This is a genomic window from Algoriphagus aquatilis (assembly GCF_042657405.1).
Classification (GTDB): Bacteria; Bacteroidota; Bacteroidia; order Cytophagales; family Cyclobacteriaceae; genus Algoriphagus; species Algoriphagus aquatilis.
The window spans coordinates 140,316-160,157 of the sequence record NZ_JBHSKS010000002.1; the positions used below are offsets into that span (position 1 = coordinate 140,316).

General features: G+C 43.8%; 16 protein-coding genes. 9 read left to right on the forward strand and 7 right to left on the reverse strand.

Annotation, left to right across the window (positions count from 1 at the left end; all coding sequences use genetic code 11):
• The first annotated feature begins 80 nt into the window (after nt 1-80).
• Nucleotides 81-1,460, forward strand: a complete 1,380-nt coding sequence (locus tag ACFPIK_RS02905; protein ID WP_377912038.1) for an MATE family efflux transporter — start codon at nt 81-83, stop codon at nt 1,458-1,460.
• A gap of 58 nt (nt 1,461-1,518) precedes the next feature.
• Here ACFPIK_RS02905 and ACFPIK_RS02910 read toward each other — a convergent pair whose 3' ends face one another.
• Entirely contained in the window at nt 1,519-4,068 is a 2,550-nt protein-coding gene (locus tag ACFPIK_RS02910) for a TonB-dependent receptor (protein WP_377912040.1), read from the reverse strand.
• 214 nt (nt 4,069-4,282) lie between these two features.
• Between ACFPIK_RS02910 and ACFPIK_RS02915 the strand changes: the two genes are divergently transcribed.
• Nucleotides 4,283-4,693 carry an RrF2 family transcriptional regulator gene (locus ACFPIK_RS02915; RefSeq protein ID WP_377912042.1) on the forward strand — a complete coding sequence of 137 codons (411 nt, stop codon included), beginning with the start codon at nt 4,283-4,285 and terminating at the stop codon, nt 4,691-4,693.
• 48 nt (nt 4,694-4,741) lie between these two features.
• On the opposite strand, the gene ACFPIK_RS02920 is transcribed toward ACFPIK_RS02915, so the two are convergent.
• The 5 genes from ACFPIK_RS02920 to ACFPIK_RS02940 all read right to left on the reverse strand — a co-directional run bounded on the left by ACFPIK_RS02920 (nt 4,742) and on the right by ACFPIK_RS02940 (nt 9,632).
• On the reverse strand, nt 4,742-5,065 hold the full coding sequence (locus tag ACFPIK_RS02920) for a hypothetical protein (protein WP_377912044.1): 324 nt from the start codon (nt 5,063-5,065) through the stop codon (nt 4,742-4,744).
• 192 nt (nt 5,066-5,257) lie between these two features.
• Nucleotides 5,258-5,620, reverse strand: coding sequence for a diacylglycerol kinase family protein (locus ACFPIK_RS02925; protein WP_377912046.1), 363 nt, complete (start codon nt 5,618-5,620; stop codon nt 5,258-5,260).
• Nucleotides 5,621-5,625: 5 nt separating this feature from the next.
• Nucleotides 5,626-6,429, reverse strand: coding sequence for a peptidylprolyl isomerase (locus ACFPIK_RS02930; RefSeq protein WP_377912048.1), 804 nt, complete (start codon nt 6,427-6,429; stop codon nt 5,626-5,628).
• A 67-nt stretch (nt 6,430-6,496) separates the two neighbouring features.
• Nucleotides 6,497-6,907 carry a c-type cytochrome gene (locus ACFPIK_RS02935; protein ID WP_377912050.1) on the reverse strand — a complete coding sequence of 137 codons (411 nt, stop codon included), beginning with the start codon at nt 6,905-6,907 and terminating at the stop codon, nt 6,497-6,499.
• A 73-nt stretch (nt 6,908-6,980) separates the two neighbouring features.
• Nucleotides 6,981-9,632, reverse strand: a complete 2,652-nt coding sequence (locus ACFPIK_RS02940; protein ID WP_377912052.1) for a DUF7133 domain-containing protein — start codon at nt 9,630-9,632, stop codon at nt 6,981-6,983.
• Between the two features lie 205 nt (nt 9,633-9,837).
• Here ACFPIK_RS02940 and ACFPIK_RS02945 point away from each other — a divergent pair, with 205 nt between their 5' ends.
• Nucleotides 9,838-10,905 (forward strand): hypothetical protein, encoded by a 1,068-nt coding sequence (locus ACFPIK_RS02945; protein WP_377912054.1) that lies wholly within the window; start codon nt 9,838-9,840, stop codon nt 10,903-10,905.
• A complete protein-coding gene (locus ACFPIK_RS02950; protein WP_377912056.1) occupies nt 10,902-11,639 on the forward strand; it encodes a polysaccharide deacetylase family protein in 738 nt (245 codons plus the stop codon). Before ACFPIK_RS02945 ends, ACFPIK_RS02950 begins: the two co-directional genes overlap by 4 nt.
• Nucleotides 11,640-11,714: 75 nt before the next feature.
• On the opposite strand, the gene ACFPIK_RS02955 is transcribed toward ACFPIK_RS02950, so the two are convergent.
• Nucleotides 11,715-12,818 (reverse strand): alanine racemase, encoded by a 1,104-nt coding sequence (locus tag ACFPIK_RS02955; protein ID WP_377912057.1) that lies wholly within the window; start codon nt 12,816-12,818, stop codon nt 11,715-11,717.
• Nucleotides 12,819-13,035: 217 nt separating this feature from the next.
• Between ACFPIK_RS02955 and ACFPIK_RS02960 the strand changes: the two genes are divergently transcribed.
• From ACFPIK_RS02960 to gatB, 5 genes are all read left to right on the forward strand, one after another.
• Nucleotides 13,036-13,809 (forward strand): MlaE family ABC transporter permease, encoded by a 774-nt coding sequence (locus ACFPIK_RS02960; RefSeq protein WP_377912059.1) that lies wholly within the window; start codon nt 13,036-13,038, stop codon nt 13,807-13,809.
• Between the two features lie 7 nt (nt 13,810-13,816).
• The gene (locus ACFPIK_RS02965; RefSeq protein ID WP_377912061.1) at nt 13,817-14,554 is read left to right on the forward strand and encodes an ABC transporter ATP-binding protein; all 738 of its coding nucleotides are present in this window, start codon (nt 13,817-13,819) and stop codon (nt 14,552-14,554) included.
• Nucleotides 14,555-14,556: 2 nt separating this feature from the next.
• Nucleotides 14,557-15,519 carry an MlaD family protein gene (locus ACFPIK_RS02970; protein WP_377912063.1) on the forward strand — a complete coding sequence of 321 codons (963 nt, stop codon included), beginning with the start codon at nt 14,557-14,559 and terminating at the stop codon, nt 15,517-15,519.
• A 212-nt stretch (nt 15,520-15,731) separates the two neighbouring features.
• On the forward strand, nt 15,732-18,356 hold the full coding sequence (gene alaS / locus ACFPIK_RS02975) for an alanine--tRNA ligase (protein WP_377912614.1): 2,625 nt from the start codon (nt 15,732-15,734) through the stop codon (nt 18,354-18,356).
• Between the two features lie 18 nt (nt 18,357-18,374).
• A complete protein-coding gene (gene gatB / locus ACFPIK_RS02980; protein WP_377912065.1) occupies nt 18,375-19,835 on the forward strand; it encodes an Asp-tRNA(Asn)/Glu-tRNA(Gln) amidotransferase subunit GatB in 1,461 nt (486 codons plus the stop codon).
• Nucleotides 19,836-19,842: the final 7 nt, after the last annotated feature.

Sequence of the window (19,842 nt, forward strand, 5' to 3'; positions counted from 1 at the left end):
CCAAAAGGAAAGTAAGCCTGATTTGGATGATCCCGATCAAAAATTTTCAAATCTTCCAATATCACAATTTTTCAATCCCAATGACCTGGCAATTAATCAAAGATGCAATTCAAGGGAAAGAGCAGGATTTCACCCGCCTTTCGCTGAAGACTGCCATTTTCATCTTGGCTATTCCGATGATACTCGAGATGATGATGGAATCTGCGTTTGCGGTGGTAGACATTTTCTTCGTGGCCAAGCTTGGGGAATATGCCATTGCCACGGTAGGATTGACGGAGTCGGTGATTGTCTTGACTTATGCGATTGGCTTTGGGATCAGTATGGCAGCCACAGCTTTAGTTTCGAGAAGATTTGGGGAAAAAGAGTATGACGAGGCAGGTTCGGCCACTTTCCAATTATTGGTAGTAGGCAGTATTATTTCAGTGGTGTTGGGAGTAGGAGGCTGGATGTTTGCGCCTCAGCTCTTGCAGCTAATGGGCGCAGAGGCCGAGGTAATTGCATCAGGTACGAACTATGCCCGAATAGTTTTTGCAGGGAATACAGCGATCATGCTGCTTTTTCTAATCAATGGGGCCTTTCGGGGAGCTGGACAAGCGCATCATGCCATGCGTTCGCTTTGGATTTCAAATGGGTTAAACATTGTCTTGGACCCCATTTTGATTTTCGGAATTGGATCTTGGGATGGGTTTGGATTGGATGGGGCCGCTATGGCTACCACATTTGGCAGAAGTATGGGAGTGCTGTATCAGCTGTACCATTTGTTTAATAGAAAGCATAGGCTTCGAATTCTTTCCCATCATTTCCGAATCAAATGGCTAACGATCAAGAAGATTTTGGATTTGTCTCTAGGAGGCATGGGCCAGTTTTTGATCGATTCTTTGTCTTGGGTGGCTCTCACCAGGATCAATGCTGAATTTGGCTCGGAATCCTTAGCGGGGTATACCATTGCATCAAGGATATTGATATTTACGATTTTACCTGCTTGGGGTCTTTCCGGTGCAGCGGCCACCTTGGTTGGACAAAATCTTGGAGCCAAAAAAATCAAACGTGCAGAGCAGGCAGTTTGGCTGACTACCCGTTACAATGTCATTTTCTTAGCCTCGGTGACCGGGATTTACATCTTGTTCAGCAATCAACTGGCAGGAATCTTTACTGACCTAGAGACTGTGAAGGCCGTGGCGGCACAAGGACTCTGGGTGGTGGCATTGGGTTACATTTTCTTTGCCATAGGCATGGTGTTGACTCAGGCTTTCAATGGTGCCGGAGACACTCGCACGCCTGCATGGATAAATATTGTTGTCCTTTTGGGAATAGAAGTGCCATTGGCTTATTTTCTTGCTTTTCCCATGGGCTTAGAATCTTTGGGAGTCTTTATTTCGATAGCACTTTGTCATTCATTTCATGCCTTGGTTTCTCTGTACTTTTTCAAAAAAGGGAAATGGAAGAGTAAGATGGTGTAGAGTCAGTTAATAAGAAAGCCAACTTAAATTGGCTTTCTTTCATCTGTTTTTGCAAAAGTTAAAATGCATATCGGAAAGTCAATCCATACGTAACAGGATCACCCAATACCGCTGCAAAGTGTCCTGCATTGCCCGCAGCAGGCAGCAATTGCTCGTAGTAGTTTTGATTGAGTAGATTTCTGGCCCAAACAAAGGCTGAGAACCCTTCTGTTACTCTGAATCCTGCTCTTGCATTGACTAGGGCATACCCATCCACATTCAAAAACTGCGAAGGCGATGGACTGGAAGAAAATTCAGATCGGAAAAACACATCTGTGCCTATGAAAAAGGTGCCTGACTTTTTGAAGAATTTGGCAGCTTTCGTGTATTCTCCACCAAATGAGCCAGCCCATTTAGAGACTCCCGGAAGCCTTCCTCCCGAAATATCTTTGAAAGCAGATTCACCCCCCGTTTCTTCCAATGGCACCGGTGCATTTGGAAAGGACACATAGATTGCATCTGTATAAGCCAACGCCGCATTGATCGATAAGAAAGGACTGACTTTTACATTTCCATCAAGTTCGACACCAGTTACACTCACTTCTTCAGCATTTGCCAGGTAGCCTCTGTTTACGCCCACCTCAGCTGTCTGAACTAATGTCTGGTAATCTTGAATGTTGGTATTGAAGAAGGTGACATTCAGCGAAGAGCCTTTGACCGGAGTGGTTTTGATACCCAATTCGAAATGCTTGACAAATTCAGGCTTGACTTCGGCTAGCTCCAGGAGGGGTTGCCCATTGGCAGTTGGGAGACCACCGAGATTGATTCCCACGGGCTTGTAACTAGTCGAAAAGGTCCCGAAACTGTTGATCTTGTCGTTGAATTGATAGGAAATGGTCGCTTGACCGGACCAATTATGATCTTCTACATCTGCTACAAATTGCTGAGGAGCATAAACCGACCGCTTGATCGCCAACAAGGCAGGGTCTGTAGTTTGGAGCCCTCCATAGGTTTCTCTCTTGAAATCCACGGCTTTTTGATCATAGTTGAATCGTATTCCGGGAAGAAAGTGGAGTTTTTCTGTGATTGCCCAGTCTAATTGTCCAAAAACAGCTGCGCCTACAGACTCCAGCGTGGAGAAGGTTCGTATTCCATAGCCGTCAAGGAGTCCTGGTGTAGCCCAAAGTGCGCTGGTTGAACTTTGGGAAAATCGCCATTGAGCAGCTCCTGATTCCTCAGTATGGTATGGGCTTGTTTTTAGATTTTGGCTTAAGTAAAACACACCCAAAACCCCGCTGAGTTTTTTGGAAAAATCACCTGCATAGCGAATTTCCTGTGAAAACTGCTCATGTCTGGATGGGGCTTGGGAAAGCGTCAGCACGGGTAATCCTGTGAAATCCCGGTCATTGGAAGGGCCCCAGTTCCAATACCTCCAAGCTGTCGTAGACGTGAGTGTCCCTTCCCCCAATTGCACATCTGTATTGAGTGAGATGCCCCCTAGGTCATTGTTAGACCTCCATGGCGTGTCATGATCTACAATTCGGTCAAATGCATTTCTGGATGGAAGTTGGTAATTCAAATCGTTAATGATTTGTTCGAATCGTCGATATGGCGCTCTTTTCGTCTCCACCACTCCTGCCACTACTTGCGCATAGCCATCAGGTCGTTGGGAGGTGGCATCAGCAGCCAGGATTAGTTCAACTTTACTGGATGGATTGAACAACAATTGACCTCTCACGCCAAAATTGTTAAGGTCATTGATCGCTTTACCTGTAGCGATGTTTTCGATTACTCCATTTCGTTGTGTGCCTGAAAAAGAGACCCTGGCTGCCAGATTTTTAGAAAGAGGCCCTGTAATGGAAGATTTGGCTTGAATGAATCCGTAATTCCCATAGCTCAATTCCACGGTTCCTCCCGGAGTATAACTTGGCAGACGGGTGGTGATATTGAATGCACCCGCGGTGGTATTTTTTCCAAACAAAGTTCCTTGAGGACCTCTCAATACTTCAATTTGTTCGATATCAATGAAATCCAAGGAGGTAGCTGCAGGCCTGGCATAGTAGACGCCATCCACATAATATCCCACTCCCGGATCAATGCCGTCATTGGTCAAGCCAAAGGTGGAGCCAAGGCCACGGATGTTCAGGGTGGTGTTTCGGGGATTTGAAGAATACAACTGAACGGTTGGGACCAGTTCCTTGACCCGGTTCACATTGAATGAACCTGATTCTTCTATCCGAGGGCCTCCGACTACCGATAGGGGAATGGGAACCTTTTGTACCTCTTCCGATCTGCGACGTGCAGTGATCAGGACTTCAGAGAGTTCGAGGTCGTCTTCCAATTTAATTTCAATCAATTGATCCGAAGGACTGGTCAAAGTGATCTGAGTTTCTTTGAAACTCACAAAATTGATTTGTAAGGAAATAGGATATTCTTTCTGATTGGCTAGGGTAAAGAAGCCCGATTCATCTGTTAATGTGTATGTATTAGAGTCTTTAATCAAAACAGTAGCTCCAATTAATGGAATGTTTTGGCTGTCAGTTACTCTTCCTTTAATAGCTGTCTGAGACCATAAGGGTGCGATTCCTGAGAAAAGTAATAGCCAAGCTAAGAGTAGGTTTTTGTTCATGTTATAGGTTTGAGAAATTATGTAAAATCTATTATTCCTATAAAAATGATAGGAAATATAGGCAAAGGTAAAAACCGATTTATTTTTTCAAATAGACAGCAGGTTTTTTTTTGAAAAAAACTAGGAAATGACTTAAGATGAATTCGAAAAATGAATTGCGAACTATTTGAAAGATTCTTTTTTGTACTTTTAAAATCTGTCGAAAATCTTTGTCATGCTTTCTAAAAAAGCCAAATACGCGATTAAAACCATTCTTTTTCTTCAAGACCATCCCGAACTATTGCCTATTTCGGCTAAAGCGATTGCAGAGAAAGAACACATACCCTACAAATTTTTGGAAAACATCCTTCGTGATTTAAAATCCCATCAGTTGGTGAAAAGTATCCGGGGTGCGGAAGGTGGTTATGCTTTGGCCAAAGACCCAAGCCAAATCAGTATAGCTCAAGTAATGCGGGCTATGGACGGACCGATTGCATTGATTCCTTGTATTTCGGAAAGGTTTTACGAGTCTTGTGCTGAATGTGAGGATGAGGAAACCTGTCGCATTAGAAAACTCTTTTCTGAGGTACGAACTGAGATGGTTGAAATTTTGGAAAGACCCATTACCACTTTGGCGTCTAAATGAAAAAAGCAGGATTTTCTTCCTGCTTTGAGTTGATTTTGCAATCAGAAGTTATTTAGTAATCAAGTAGATGCGCTGAGTATGATCACCTGCCAAAAGAGAAGCATTGTCGAATGTGGCTCCAAATTGCTGCTTTAGCTTTTCAGTGCTTCCATAAAACTCTGCGACCACTTCCAGGTTTTTGTTCACCAAGATGATGCTTGGCTGCGCTTTAAAACCTTCAATTTTCACTTCTATTTCTTCTTTGAACTCGGAGTCTGCAGATGGACTAAAAGACGACTTTGCAGCCTGACTTGGGGATGAAAGTAAAATCGAACCGATACTAATCCCCAAAATGAAAAGCTTTTTGGTAATGGATTGACTGTTCTTTTGCATGTTGTTATGTAGTTAGTTTAGTTATTAAAACTATCCCTACTAACGGGGCCTAAGCTCCAAGGTTGGCTCTTGTTTACAAAAAATCAGAATAAAAGATATAAATAATATTAATTTAAAATTTTTTATTTTGAAAAAACTTATAAAAACAAACTTATTTTGGATTTTGTCTCTGCTATGTCCTGATAAAATTTGCTATCCGAGCCAATAGGGGAAATAAATTAAACCGCCCACAATGAGTGAAGTAAGTGCTGCAAAAGTCACCGCGCCGGAGGCTACATCTTTGATGATTCCGATTTTTGGGTGGTAATCGGGGTGGATGAAATCACAGACTTTTTCAATTGCCGTATTTAGGCTTTCGGCACTCAATACCATCCCGATTGCCAGGATTTGCCAAATCCATTCTTCTCTGGTAATTCCAAAATAGAATCCCATAGCCGTAAAAATCCCTGCAATGATTAATTGGGAGATGATGGCATGCTCCGTTTGGATCAAAAAGAAAAATCCCTTGAATGCATACCCGATACTTCTTATTCTGCCGATTATAAACCTTTTCATTTTGCTTAAGGTAAAATTTTCATGCTGATGATTCTTACTTCGGTAGTGGGTCTATCTCTTTGATTGGTTGGAACCGTAGCAAGGGCATCAATTACCTCCAATCCACTAATGACCTCACCAAATAAGGTGTAGTTTTGGTCCAGGTGAGGTGATCCTCCTATCGATTTGTAAACCTCCCGATGAGCTTCGGGTAGTTGATACCTTTCAAATTTGCTATACTCCTTTGATCTCAAGGTCCATTTGGAAGTGAGTTCCTTGACCAAGATACTGTCCTTTGCCACTCTTGCAGCGTCCAAAGAGTCTAAGAGCGGTTTGTTTTCAGGGTCATTGACTGCATAGTGACTGGCAAGAAATTGATTGATTCGATTCTCATTGTGATTGAGTAGGCTGTCATTCATCACCCTGCCTTGTACGATGTAAAACTGAGTACTGCTCGATGCACGTTCAGGATTGTTGGTTCGTGCAGCTCCGAGTGCGCCTTTTTTATGAAAATGTTGAGGGACAATTTCTGCAGGAATCCGATAGCCGAGGTCAGAACCACCCAAGGTGTCGGTCAGTGTGGCATGTTTGCTCCGGATATCACCAGCTTGCACCATGAAGTTTTTGATTATTCGGTGAAATTGTAAGCTGTCGTAGGTGCCATTTTTCACCAACTTGATAAAATTATCCCTGTGCAAGGGAGTCTCATCATACAACTGGATTATCATGGTCCCATAGTTGGTTACCACTTCTACCTTGACAGGTTGGGAAAGTGGTAAAATGGACGTTAAAAAAAGGAATAGAAGAGATGAAACGAAGTGATAAGGCATAAAACAAGTGAATTGAGTTTTTGAATTAAAAACATTTTCAGCACAAACACTCAAGTCGCCTTAAGTTTTACTTTACATCCATTGAAAGAATGTAAGTCACCATGGATCGGGCTTCTGTTTCTGAAAGTTTGGGATGGGCACTCATGACCGGATAGCCCCAAGTACCTGAACCACCCGAAATGATTTTTCTGGAAAGAAGCTCGATATAGGATTTCTGAAGGGGATAGCGCTTGGCAATAGCAGAAAAGGAAGGTCCTTTTGCCCGATTTTCTTCGCGGTGACACTGATAGCAATCACTATAGGCAATAAGTACTTTTCCCTTTTGCGCCAAAAGTGTGTCTAGAGGTTCATTTTCTCCTTCAATTATATAAAAATCTTCTTCCACGACGGGGGAGACTAGGTCGATTTTCTCCTCCTTTTTAGTAGTAGTACATGCGGAAAGGATGAAAAATAGGGAAATAAGGACCTGGCGAATCATGATTTTCCTTTAGGATAAAGTAAAAACAGAAAGGTGAGTCCATCTACGAGACTCACCTTTCTCTTGATCAAGCTTACTTCTGCTGTTGCAAATAGCTGACTAATGATGCCAGTTCCTCGAAGGATAGTGAATTGGCTAATCCAGCAGGCATCATCGAAGTGTCCAATTGCTTTCGGCTTTTGATGGCTGATTTTTCTAGGGTTGTGGCATTTCCTCCGATATCTCGGATAGTAAGTTTTTCGGCAGATTCAGCAGTGACAAAGCCGGTGTAGGTTTTTCCGTCTTTGGTGTCCAAAAGTACCGTGGCAAAACCCTGTGAAATGGAAGCGTTTGGCTTCAAGATAGATTCGACAATCTGGTCTCGACTCATGATTGAGCCGATCTGTCCCATGTATGGACCTTTCATAGGCTGACCTTTTTCGATGGTATGGCAGGCCAAGCATCCCTGACTTGCAAACAAGGCCTTACCTTTTACAGCATCTCCCTTGACATCGGCCACACCCAAAATCACATCTTCGATGGAGGAATTTCCAACTTGACCTTTTTTGTTTTTGATCGACTCCAGATCGACTTTTTCCTCTTCTTCAGCTTCGGCAAGAAGGGTAGTTCCGAGTTCATTTATACCCAATCGGTTTCGATCATTCAACTCTGAGAGATAGGATTGTAGCTCGAGGTTAGTCTGCTGGGCTAGGAGAAACTCCCGGATTTTGGCAGAACCTTCCCATTCTTCGCCTTTGTAGTAAGGCCCATGGGTGTCAGGTCGCGTGCCCCACCACCAGCTGGCATCGTATGGAGCTTCTCGTTGATAAGTGCGTGACAGGGTGAAAAGAATCTCTTTTTGAACTTCTGGACTGGCATCTGAATAAGCAGAAATCAATCCATTTACTGCCTTTGTAACGTGTATGTACCGTAAGGCCCATAGTGCAAGTTTGGATTCATCGGAATCTATCGCTTCGATCAACTCATCCACAGGCTTGATTTCTACCAAAGCCTTCACTGCCAAATGAGGTAAAATGATTTCTGAATTTGGAGTAGCATGAGGTCCTTCGGTTTGGTAAGCGGGACTTTGAAAAGTGCCTGGAACTTTCATCGCCAATAGGCTTTTGGTAGCTTCAGGATTTCCAATTCGTCCCAAACCGATTATAGCAGCAGCCTGAACTCTCGGGTTGGCATCTTGGGTAGCAGCGGTAAATGCATCTAAAGGGACCTGTTGGAGGCAGCTTTTTCGATCTGACAACGCTCTCAAGGCAAACTCTCTCATCTTATCTTCCTTGCTCAGCTCTGCTAAAGCTTCGATCCCTTCCGCACATGTCAATTGAGCATAGGTATACACTGCGGCGACTCGATTTTGCAGGGGAAGTGATTTATCTTGAGCTAAAGCAAGGATCTCAGGGGAAATCTCTTTTGCTCCTCTTTGAAGTAATTCTTGCTGTGCAGCTAACCGAATTACTGCGTTTGGCGCTTTCAGTAATTCAACCAATGCTGAGGAAGTAGAATTTTTGAAATCAGGTGCAGCTTCCGGATTGAGTCCAACAGGAACCATCCGGATGACATAACCTTTTTCGGGATTTCCACGGTAGCCGGCACCGTCCCATGCGGACAAGTACATGATTCCTGAAGCATCCAAATCTAAATCCGTGATCTGGGAGAGTTTAAGAAAATGCTCTTCTTGCTGCTGAAAACCTGGCCCATCCGGCTTGACTCGATGTACAAAAAGCTCACTTTTTCCCCAATCTGCCATCAAAGGCGTGTGGTTGTAAGCAGAAGGCCATCTTGGATCATCCAAGAAAAAAGAACCTGTACCCGAACCACCACCCACGTCGACTAAAGCAGGCAGGATCTCTTCGGTGAAGTTTTTGAAAAGGCTAGGGTAGCCGTATTCTCCGGTCTGGTTGTAGGCGATAAAACGAACATTCCAACCACCTCCATCATTGGTATTGCCTCGGGTGAAAATATTCATGAAAGGATCAATCGCCACATCATAGATATTTCTGGTGCCATGGGCGTACACTTCCATTTCCGTACCGTCAGGACGCACGCGAACAATGCCTCCTCCGAGCATGGTCAATTTTTTTCCACTTCGGTCTTCTGCCTCAAAAAAACCAAAATCTCCAATAGCAATATAAATCCAGCCATCTATTCCCATGCGGATGCCATTGGTGCTGTGGTCGGTTCCTCGAGATCTGAGGGAATTTTGGTTACTGATGTTTTTGATCAGTGGCTGCGAAGGTCCGTCAGCGATGCCGTCTGCATTTTTATCTTCAAACACCACCAAATCCATATTGGAGGCAATGCTGTCTGTGCCAAAAACGGTGTGCAACACATAGACTTTTTCGCCCATGGCGATGATTCCTCTCGGATTGTCCACTTGAGCAAAAACCGTATGGCTATCCATGACACCATCTTTGTCTTGATCAATAAGGCGGACGATTTTTCCTTTTCCGGGCTCTTTTCCCAAGGAACCAATCATGTCCACGCCTACAAAAACTTCTCCTGTGGCTGCCACAGACAGACAAGATGGGCTGGGAACTAGATCCGGTCCTGCAAAATTGGTTAAGATGAATTGAGTTGAATCAATTCCGGACTGGCTGAAATCCGGTCCATTGAGTTGGTAGTAGTCGGTGAGCTCCTGTGAGTCAGCTGTCTTTGAGGGGCTAAACTCTGAGCAGGAATTCAGGGCCAAAAGCAGGGCTAGGCCTAGAAAAGGTCGATTAAATCGGGTCATTTGTGCTGGGATTGGTGGGTATGAAACTCAAGATAGCAGGATGAGTCTATTTTGCCGTCCTTCTTTGGCATTTACTCCATCTGCTGAACTAATACAGGATAAAAGGCGCTCAGATTGGGAGAATGGACTCGAGTTTTGAGGTATTTTTTTCAAATAGAGATTTCTTGAATACTTACATTTCTCAGGTTAGTTTCTATTTTTAGTCATGAACAAAACCAAAATTTGGATCACTTCGGCATTCTCCATTTCCTTGATTGGGTTTCTAGCCTGGATCTTCTTGGACACCAGTCCATTTGCTGAGAAGGGGGTGGAAAAAGTGAGTGAAGGATTGGAAGAGCTTGCTGAGGATAATGTTTTGCAAAAGATCGTCGACCAAGTCTTCCTTCCCGAGCACCTTGATACGGCTGACTTTGAAAAGCGGATCAAAGCCTTGGCTCATGACAGTATTCCAAAGCCTTGGCAGGTTTTTTCGGTTTTTCCTGAAAAGGGAGCACTTCTACCTTTTCACCGAATCGTGGCCATGTACGGTAATTTTTATTCGAAAAACATGGGGATTTTGGGACGTATTCCAGAAGAGGAATTAAAGGCCCTGTTCCAAAAAGAAGTTGAATTTTGGACCCAAGCCGATACAGTGACACCCGCACTTCCCGCTGTTCATTACATCGCGATCACAGCTCAAAAAGATCCCGGGAAAGAATCAGCTTATCGCATCCGAATGCCTGAAGCTCAAATACAAAAAGCGATTGAATTGGGCAGATCGATCAATGGCATCACGTTTTTGGACGTCCAAATTGGACATAGTACGGTGGAGCGTGAAGTGCCTACCTTGGAAAAATTTCTACTGGAAAAGGACGTTCATCTTGGTCTAGATCCCGAATGGTCCATGAAAGACGGAAGTGTCCCGGGAACCAAGATCGGAACCATGGATGCGGCAGAGATCAACTTTGCGATTGAGTACCTTTCTAAATTAGTCAAAGAAAATGGATTGCCTCCGAAGATTCTGGTGGTGCATCGTTTTACCAGAAATATGATCACCAATCACCAAGAAATCAAAGCGACTCCACAAGTGCAAGTTGTTATCAACATGGATGGCTTTGGATTTCCAGCCAAAAAAGTCTCCAGTTACCGAAGCTTTGTAGGTGGCATGCCGGTGCAATTCACGGGAATCAAGCTTTTTTACGTCAATGACACCCTTGAAGCGCCCCATCGACTGATGACTCCCCAGGAGATTTTCAAGCTGTATCCCATGCCGATTTATATTCAATACCAATGAGACAATCTCTTTTAATCCTTGGATTTTGGGTGATTGGGATCGCGTTTTGCCTAGGGCAGCAGACTTCTTTTCAGGCAGCACCTTCCCTGAGTTATCATAACGTGCGGCCATTTACCACGCAGGAACCGGCTTATTTTATTGATCCGGCGCGATTGGAGGAGCACATGAAAAAGTTGAAAGAACTGGGCTTTCAGTCTGTCCTTCCAGAGCATGTTGAGGCAAGGTTTTATCAAGGGAAAAAGCTTCCCGGAAAATCTATTCTGATCAGTTTTGATGACACTCGAGCGGATCATTTTCTTGCTGCAGCTCCGATTTTGGAGAAGTACGGTTTCCGAGGAGTCTTTTACATCATGACCGTGTCTATTGGGAAGTCAGGCTACATGACCAAAGCACAAATCAAAGAGTTATCGGATAGGGGACACACAATCGGCCTACACACTTGGGATCATCAGGATTTAAGAAAGTTGCCCGACGATCAATGGAAAATCCAGATCGATAAGCCCAAGGCACTTTTGGAAGAGGTCACTGGAAGAAAGGTCACATCCTTGGCCTATCCGTTTGGTCTTTGGAATACTATGGCTGTACAGGAACTGAAATCCAGAGGCCTTCGCTCTGCCTACCAGTTGGGTGGAAAAATGGATCCGAATGATCCTGTATTCACTATGCCGAGAATTCTGGTGCCGGGAAATTGGTCCGCTGAGCGATTGGTAAAGGAAATTGAAACCAGGTTCTAATTGATCTTTCTAAACAAAAAATGGCCTTCAGATTGAGCTGAAGGCCATTTTTACTTTAAAATCTTTGAATAGAAATCAATGGCAACCTTCTGCGTGGTCAATCTTTTTTTCATCCAAACTCAAGTATTCACCCATACAGTCTGCCGTCATGCACGAGTGGACAGGCAAAATGCCAAGCAGATCACCCACTTTTACCGCAGCCAAAAGCTCATCAGAAGCCTTGACGATGCCATGTTCCTGAGAAATGCTTTTCATGTAAGAGTAATGGGAAGGAATGCTCCAGCCTTTTTCATCCAGAAGCACCACTTCACCGAAGTTCTTACTTCCGTCGGCATTTACCAAAACGTCCTTGGCTAGGTGAACACCGCCTCCATGAACAAGGATCTCTTTTCGCTCCAGATTAATATCTACAACAGGCACAGCGAGGCACACGGCGATATCTTCTTTACGACAACTCCCCAGTTGGACTTGCATCAAATCGAAGAAGACAAAATTTCCAGGGCCCAGTTCATCTACATCTCCAAACTCTTCCATCACTGCACAGCCAGGCGTATCACCCAAACGGGTGACTAGATTTGGATAGGAGGATTGGTAAGTGGTTTTCAAAATGTGCAGGGCCTCCCGACTTTCTTCATGGATTTTTTGCTTATCGACTCCGTAATAGGTATGACCTGGATGCAGGTAAAAACCCTTGAATTGAAGTGCCGAAGAGGTTTTGGAAATTGAGAGGATCGCGTCTATGGTTTGAAAATCCGAAGTGGCTACACCTGTACGGCCGTAGCCCGCATCGATTTCGATGAAAAATCCGACTGTTTGAGTGAGTTGATCCGCCAGTGCTTGTATGGTTGAGGTATTGACAATTTGTACTGAAATACCTTGATTTTCAGCCAGTCGATTAAGTCTTGAAATTTCCCTCACATTGAAAGGAAAGGCGATGTGAATGTTTTCCCAACCCTGACCACAGAGGTATTCTGCTAGTTTAATAGAGGAGGCAGTGACTTCAGTAATGCCGTATTCTTTAGCCCAGTTTCCGATTTCATGAGATTGGGCAGTTTTCCAGTGAGGGATAAGCTTTTTCCCATGGCGATTGGCTTTTTCTGCCATTCGCTGGATATTGGCTCGGGTGATTGTTTCGTTTATTACTAAAGTCGGAGAGGCGATTAGATCCAGGTAAGGCATAATGAAAATTAGCTCGGGTTTATTGAAATTTTCATGAAAGTAGAAAAGGAAACATGATTTATGAAATTGAAATTAAGATAGAACCTCCTTCGCCATTGTTCCTCAGTTCTTTCCAAACACAACATTTGATTAAACCTGATTTTTATCAGGAATTATTTTGACTAAAAAGTCAGAAACTTGGCTAAGTTCTTTCCAATTTGAATGAATATATAATGTTATGAACTATCCCAATTTTTTTGGAAGTGAGTTTTTGAAAGAAGTAGGAGAAATCTCCCGCTTCACAGCTCGCTTTTTCAAAGAAGTAACCAAGCCCCGCCAGGAATGGGAGGAGTTTATCAACCAATGCTATTGGATAGGATACAAGACACTGACATTGGTAAGTATCACCGCATTTATCATGGGCTTGGTATTGACCATTCAGTCTCGGCCAACTTTGGTGGAATTTGGAGCGGCTTCTCTTTTGCCAGCTATGGTTTCTGTCTCGCTCGTTAGGGAAATTACCCCTGTGATTACCTCTTTGATCTGTGCTGGGAAAATCGGTTCGGGCATCGGGGCTGAGCTGGGTTCTATGCGGGTGACCGAGCAAATCGATGCCATGGAGGTGTCGGGTACCAATCCATTTAAATACTTGGTGGTCACACGAGTACTTGCCTCTACCGTGATGGTTCCAGTGCTTTCCTCTTTAGCCATTGCTATTTCCTTGTATGGAGGTTATTTGGGAGCGAATATCCGAGGAGAAGTGAGCTGGTCTTTGTTTTGGTTTCAGGCATACGATTCCCTTTCTTATGGAGATTTTATTCCGGCAATGATCAAGACCATTTTCTTTGGTTTTGCGATTGGCATCGTGGGTTGTTACAAGGGCTACACTTCACAAAAAGGAACTGAAGGAGTTGGCCGATCAGCTACCACTGCCGTGATTGTGGCCTCTTTGATGGTGTTTGTGATTGATTTGATCGCTGTACAGATTACTGATTTATTGGGACTAACCTGATTTCAACATGGAGCAGAAAACCATCATCGAAGTCAAATCCCTTTACAAGTCATTTGGAAAAAATCAGGTACTGAAGGATTTTTCCCTGACTCTCAAGGAGGAAGAAAATCTGGTGATTTTGGGAAAATCTGGTTCGGGCAAGTCGGTTTTGATTAAATGCATCATTCGACTCATCGAGCCGGATGCCGGAGAGATCCGAGTGTTGGGTCAGGATATCTCTGAGTTGGATCAGGATCAGATGGATTTATTGCGAAAAGATGTAGGATTCCTATTCCAAAGTAATGCGCTGTATGATTCCATGACGGTCAGGCAAAACTTGGAGTTTCCGCTCAGGCGTCATTGGTCAGCAGAAGAGCGTCAAGCAAATGCTGAATCGGCCGTTTTGGAGGCCTTGGAAGATGTGGGTCTTGCGCATACTATCGACATGATGCCTGCCGAACTTTCAGGTGGGATGCGAAAACGAATTGCATTGGCAAGAACTCTGATATTAAAGCCTAAAGTCATTTTGTATGATGAACCTACCACTGGTTTGGATCCGATTACGGGTAGAGAAATCAGTGAATTGATCGTCAAAATCCAGAAAAAGTATCAGTCCTCAGCGATTATCATTTCTCACGACATGAACTGTATTAAGATCACTTCAAACAGGATCATCATGCTGATCGAAGGGAGAAATTATGCAAGTGACACCTTTGAAAACCTAACCAAACTCCCTGACCCTAAGGTTAGAGAGTTCTTTGAATGATTATGAAGGATAACAAAAAAATAGCAAATACAAAGCTTGGGGCTTTAGTGGTGGCGGGGATGATTTTCTTGGTTTTCTCGCTCTACATGATCGGGAAAAATCAAAATATCTTCGGTTCATCTATAATCGTGATTGCAGAGGTAACTGAGGTAAATGGTCTCCTTCCCGGGAATAATGTCCGGTTTAAAGGAATGGACATCGGTACGGTTAGGGATATCGAAATGTGGAACGATTCGACCATTCATATCCGAATGCTCATTCACAAGTCCATGGTGCCCTATATCCAAAAAAACGCACTGACTACCATCAATTCAGATGGACTGATGGGGAATAAGATCATTCAAATTCACCCTCAAGAAGGGGGATCAGCGCCGATTGAGCCAGGAGATATTTTGTATTCCTTGCCTCAGCTGGACACCGAGGCGCTGATGGGGAAATTGGAAAATTCGGGAGAATACTTGGAAAAGACTTTAGCCAATCTGGCCGAAATCACCGATAAACTCAATCAAAGCGAGGCCTTTTGGAACCTGCTTTCGGATCCTACACTTTCGTCAGAGATCAAATCCTCTGTGGTCGAATTCAGAAATGCAGGAGCAAATGCTGCTCAGTTGGCGAAAGAGGGTAGAGACATGATTCGTACCCTCAGAGAGGGAGACGGGATGGTGAATAAGATTTTCACTGATACAGTCAGCGCCGCAAGGCTAGAGAATTCCTTAAAACAGCTGGAGCAAGCGGGTGCTGATGCGGCTTTGGTTATGAAAAGCGTTAGAGAAGTCATGGCTCAAGTGGAGTCAGGACAAGGAACAGCCGGGATGATTCTATCCGATTCCGCATTCAAAGCCCAAATGCAACGAACTATGCTAAATGTGGAAAGCAGTACCTACAATTTCAACCAAAATATGGAAGCCTTGAAGAGTAATTTTCTCTTTAGGAAGTATTTCAAAAAACAGGAAAAGGAAAAATAATAGGAGAATTAGAGACACCAAATGGAGTTTGACCGAACTGGATTCCTTTGGGACAGCATTGATGTAGTTTTTTTCTAATAGGGGTGAGGTATTCAATTTCCTGATCCATTTGCTCATAAGCCCATCAATTCTGTTAATTTTGTCACCCGATAAAAAGTGCCCAAATCAGGGGCTTGAACAAGATTTTACCTAAACAGCATCTCATACCTTCCATGGAAGCCAAGAAAATCAGAAGTACCTTCATCGAGTTTTTCCAATCCAAACAACATCAGTACGTTCCTTCTTCCCCCATCGTGGTCAAAAACGACCCTACCTTGATGTTTACCAACGCGGGGATGAACCAATTCAAAGACGCCTTCCTCGGTAATGAGATTGCCAAATATTCCCGTGTAGCCAATTCACAAAAATGCCTTCGCGTCAGCGGTAAGCACAATGACCTCGAAGAAGTAGGGGTGGATACCTATCACCACACCATGTTTGAGATGTTGGGAAACTGGTCCTTCGGAGATTATTTCAAAAAGGAAGCCATCGAATGGGCGTGGGAGCTTTTGACTGAAGTTTACAAACTTCCGAAAGACCGACTATATGTTTCTGTTTTTCAGGGTGATGAAGGAGATAAGCTAGAAAAAGATCAAGAAGCCTATGACCTTTGGAAAGGCATCGTGGCCGAGGATCGAATCATCATGGGCTCCAAGAAGGACAACTTCTGGGAAATGGGTGATACGGGACCTTGCGGCCCTTGCTCCGAGATTCACGTGGACTTGAGATCAGAAGCTGAGCGAGCAGCTATTCCAGGTCGAGACTTGGTCAACAATGACCATCCCCAAGTAATCGAAATCTGGAATTTGGTATTCATGCAGTTTAACCGTTTGGCAGATGGTAGCTTGAAAGAACTTCCTGCTAAGCATGTGGATACGGGAATGGGTTTCGAACGCCTGGTTCGTGCCATTCAGTTTAAGTCTTCCAATTACGATACAGACCTTTTTGGTCCATTCATCAAGGCGTTGGAAGTAAAATCAGGAAAGACTTATGGTAAGGATGAGCCGACTGATATTGCATTCCGGGTGATCGTAGATCACATCCGTGCGATTTCTTTCACCATCGCAGACGGTCAGATCCCTTCCAACAATAAAGCCGGATACGTCATTCGAAGAATCCTGAGAAGAGCGGTTCGATACGGCTACACTTTCCTAGGCTTCCATCAGCCATTTTTATATGAACTGACTCCATTGATTGCTGAGTATTTTGGAGATGTCTTCCCTGAGGTTAGAGCGCAGCAGGAGTTTATCTCCAAGGTGATTCAGGAGGAAGAGGCTTCTTTCTTGAGAACTTTGGACAATGGCCTAAAAATGCTCGAGACAATCAAAGCAGAACTCAATGCCAAAGGTGAAAAGGTAATTACAGGCAAGACTGCTTTCGAACTTTACGATACTTACGGATTCCCACTTGATTTAACTTCCTTGATTGCCAGAGAAAATGGGTTCTCGGTAGATGAGAAAGGCTTTGGAGAGGAGATGGAAAAGCAAAAGACACGCTCCAGAGCTGCTTCAGAGCAGGAGACAGGCGATTGGGTTTTTGTGCATGATGATCATGGCGTCGAATTTATCGGGTACGATTTTATGGAGACCTATTCTCATATCATCAAGCACAGAACCATCACCGATAAGAAGGGTGACCGATTTCAATTGGTTTTGGATAAGACCCCATTCTATGCAGAAAGCGGCGGACAGGTAGGAGATACCGGTTGGTTGATATCTGATTCTGAAAAGATTCGTGTGATCGATACCAAAAAAGAAAATGACTTGATTGTTCATTTTGTTGAAAAGCTACCATCAAGCCCTCAGAAACGCTTTTCCGCAGAAGTAGATCGTGAAAAGCGACAGCTTACCATGAATAACCACACCGCAACGCACTTGCTCCAGTCAGCTTTGAAAGAAGTTTTGGGTGACCATATTCAGCAGCGTGGTTCTTTGGTAAATGAAAACCTGCTTCGTTTTGACTTTTCACATTTTGGCAAAATGACAGACGAGGAAATAGCTAAGGTAGAAGATATCGTTAATGCGAAGGTTCGTGAGAATATTTCCCTAGTGGAGCAGCGGAATGTGCCGATTGAAGAAGCCAAGAAAATGGGTGCAACTGCACTTTTCGGAGAAAAATACGGTGACTTTGTGCGTGTGATCACATTTGATAAGGACTTTTCCGTTGAGCTTTGTGGAGGTACTCACGTATCTTCCACAGGTCAAATTGGGCTATTCAAAATTACATCAGAGGGATCTATTTCTTCGGGAGTAAGGAGAATTGAAGCAATTACTTCCAAAGCCGCCGAGTCCTATTTGCGTGAGCAAGAGACCTTGTTGAAAGAACTTCAGGAATTGCTGAAAAACCCAAGAGACTTGAAAAAGGCCATTGAATCGCTGATTCAGGAGCGAAACGAGCTGAAAAAGGAAATAGAAAGTTTGCATTTGGAGAAAGCCTCCGGTGTCAAAAATCAATTGCTGAGTCAGTTTGTAGGAAAAGAAGGGGTAAACATTCTGATTGCTCAGGTCGAGTTGCCAAATGCAGATTCTTTGAAGAAGTTGGCGTATGAGTTGAAAAATGAGGTGTCAAATGCCTTGGTGATTTTGGCAGCCAAGATTGAAGACAAGCCGCAGATTGCAGTCATTTTAGAAGATGCTTTGGTCGCTTCCAAAGGCTGGAATGCCGGTCAGCTCGTGAGAGACTTGGCAAAAGTAATTCAAGGTGGAGGTGGTGGACAGCCATTCTTTGCAACCGCAGGTGGAAAGGATTTGGCAGGTTTGGAGAAAGTGGTCGCGAAAGCAAAAGAAATGTTTTTATAATCGCCCAAAGTCCATGTAATGCTAAGCGAAGAAATCAAGAATAAATATCAGTTGGTAGTCGGGCTGGAGGTTCATGCCCAGCTACTTACTGAGAGTAAAATTTTTGCTGCCGACTCCACGGTATACGGTAATTTGCCCAACCGTCAGGTATCGGTGATTACACTTGGTCATCCGGGCACTTTACCAAAATTGAATAAAAAAGTCATTGAATATGCCGTGAAAATGGGCTTGGCATGCAATTCCGAGATTACTCGATACAATATTTTTTCCCGAAAAAATTATTTCTATCCAGATCTTCCCAAGGGCTATCAGATCACTCAGGATGTCGGGCCAATCTGCGTGGGCGGAATTGTTCCAATTATTTTGGCAGATGGTACCGAAAAGGAAATCAGACTCAATCGGGTGCATATGGAGGAAGACGCCGGCAAATCCATTCACCTGGCTGGGGAGACAGATACCTTGGTGGACTTTAATCGTGCTGGCACTCCATTGATCGAAATCGTATCAGAACCAGACCTTCGTACTTCAGAAGAAGCTTATGCATTTTTGGCAGAGATCAAAAAGCTTGTCAAATACTTGGATATCTGTGATGGGAATATGGAAGAAGGATCGCTTCGTTGCGATGCCAATGTGTCCATCATGCTTAAAGGTGCGACTGAATATGGTAAAAAGGTAGAGATCAAAAACATGAACTCTTTCCGAAATGTAGCCAAGGCGATAGACCATGAATTTGAGCGGCAGGTAGAATTGATCGAAAGTGGCCAAACCATTATTTCTGAGACCCGAACTTACGATCCAAACACAGGTACTTCTACCAGTATGCGGACTAAGGAAGACCTAAACGATTACAGGTATTTTCCGGAGCCAGATTTGAGCCCTGTGGTGATTTCAGAAGAGTGGCTTAATTCGATAAAGGCAACTATGCCTTTGCTTCCCAAAGAATTGTATCACAAGTTTGTGGATGTCTATGGACTGCCGACCTATGATTCGAGCTTTTTGACAGAAGCAAAGGAAATCGCAGGATGGTTTGAGGACCTATGTACCAAAACGACCAATTACAAAGCAGCATCCAATTGGGTAATGGGCCCAATCAAGTCGCTTCTCAATGAATATGCATTGCATATCAATGATTTTCCGATCAAAACCGAAACTTTGGCTAGCCTAATCGCTTTAATAGACGAGGGCAAAGTGTCCTTCACGGCAGCTTCTCAAAAGATCTATCCGGAGTTGGTTAAAGCGTCTGGAGAGCCCCCCTTGGAAATTGCCAAGCGCCTCAACTTGATTCAGGAGAGTGATGCAAGTTCTTTGAAGCCGATCGTGGAAATGGTGATCGCTGAGAATTCGGCAAAAGTGGCTGAATATAGATCAGGAAAAAAGGGCTTGATGGGGATGTTTATGGGAGAAGTCATGAAAAAATCTCAGGGTAAAGCAGATCCTAAAGTAGCTACCCAACTATTGACAGAATTATTGGAAAAGTAATCTTATG

Bases quoted from the DNA above. Each gene is read 5' to 3' on its own strand.
- ACFPIK_RS02955 (WP_377912057.1), bottom strand. From the start codon at position 12,818: ATGCCTTACCTGGATCTAATCGCCTCTCCGACTTTAGTAATAAACGAA.
- ACFPIK_RS02950 (WP_377912056.1), top strand. From the start codon at position 10,902: ATGAGACAATCTCTTTTAATCCTTGGATTTTGGGTGATTGGGATCGCG.
- ACFPIK_RS02960 (WP_377912059.1), top strand. From the start codon at position 13,036: ATGAACTATCCCAATTTTTTTGGAAGTGAGTTTTTGAAAGAAGTAGGA.
- ACFPIK_RS02940 (WP_377912052.1), bottom strand. From the start codon at position 9,632: ATGACCCGATTTAATCGACCTTTTCTAGGCCTAGCCCTGCTTTTGGCC.
- alaS (WP_377912614.1), top strand. From the start codon at position 15,732: ATGGAAGCCAAGAAAATCAGAAGTACCTTCATCGAGTTTTTCCAATCC.
- ACFPIK_RS02925 (WP_377912046.1), bottom strand. From the start codon at position 5,620: ATGAAAAGGTTTATAATCGGCAGAATAAGAAGTATCGGGTATGCATTC.
- ACFPIK_RS02945 (WP_377912054.1), top strand. From the start codon at position 9,838: ATGAACAAAACCAAAATTTGGATCACTTCGGCATTCTCCATTTCCTTG.
- ACFPIK_RS02930 (WP_377912048.1), bottom strand. From the start codon at position 6,429: ATGCCTTATCACTTCGTTTCATCTCTTCTATTCCTTTTTTTAACGTCC.
- ACFPIK_RS02915 (WP_377912042.1), top strand. From the start codon at position 4,283: ATGCTTTCTAAAAAAGCCAAATACGCGATTAAAACCATTCTTTTTCTT.
- gatB (WP_377912065.1), top strand. From the start codon at position 18,375: ATGCTAAGCGAAGAAATCAAGAATAAATATCAGTTGGTAGTCGGGCTG.
- ACFPIK_RS02935 (WP_377912050.1), bottom strand. From the start codon at position 6,907: ATGATTCGCCAGGTCCTTATTTCCCTATTTTTCATCCTTTCCGCATGT.
- ACFPIK_RS02905 (WP_377912038.1), top strand. From the start codon at position 81: ATGACCTGGCAATTAATCAAAGATGCAATTCAAGGGAAAGAGCAGGAT.
- ACFPIK_RS02910 (WP_377912040.1), bottom strand. From the start codon at position 4,068: ATGAACAAAAACCTACTCTTAGCTTGGCTATTACTTTTCTCAGGAATC.
- ACFPIK_RS02970 (WP_377912063.1), top strand. From the start codon at position 14,557: ATGAAGGATAACAAAAAAATAGCAAATACAAAGCTTGGGGCTTTAGTG.
- ACFPIK_RS02920 (WP_377912044.1), bottom strand. From the start codon at position 5,065: ATGCAAAAGAACAGTCAATCCATTACCAAAAAGCTTTTCATTTTGGGG.
- ACFPIK_RS02965 (WP_377912061.1), top strand. From the start codon at position 13,817: ATGGAGCAGAAAACCATCATCGAAGTCAAATCCCTTTACAAGTCATTT.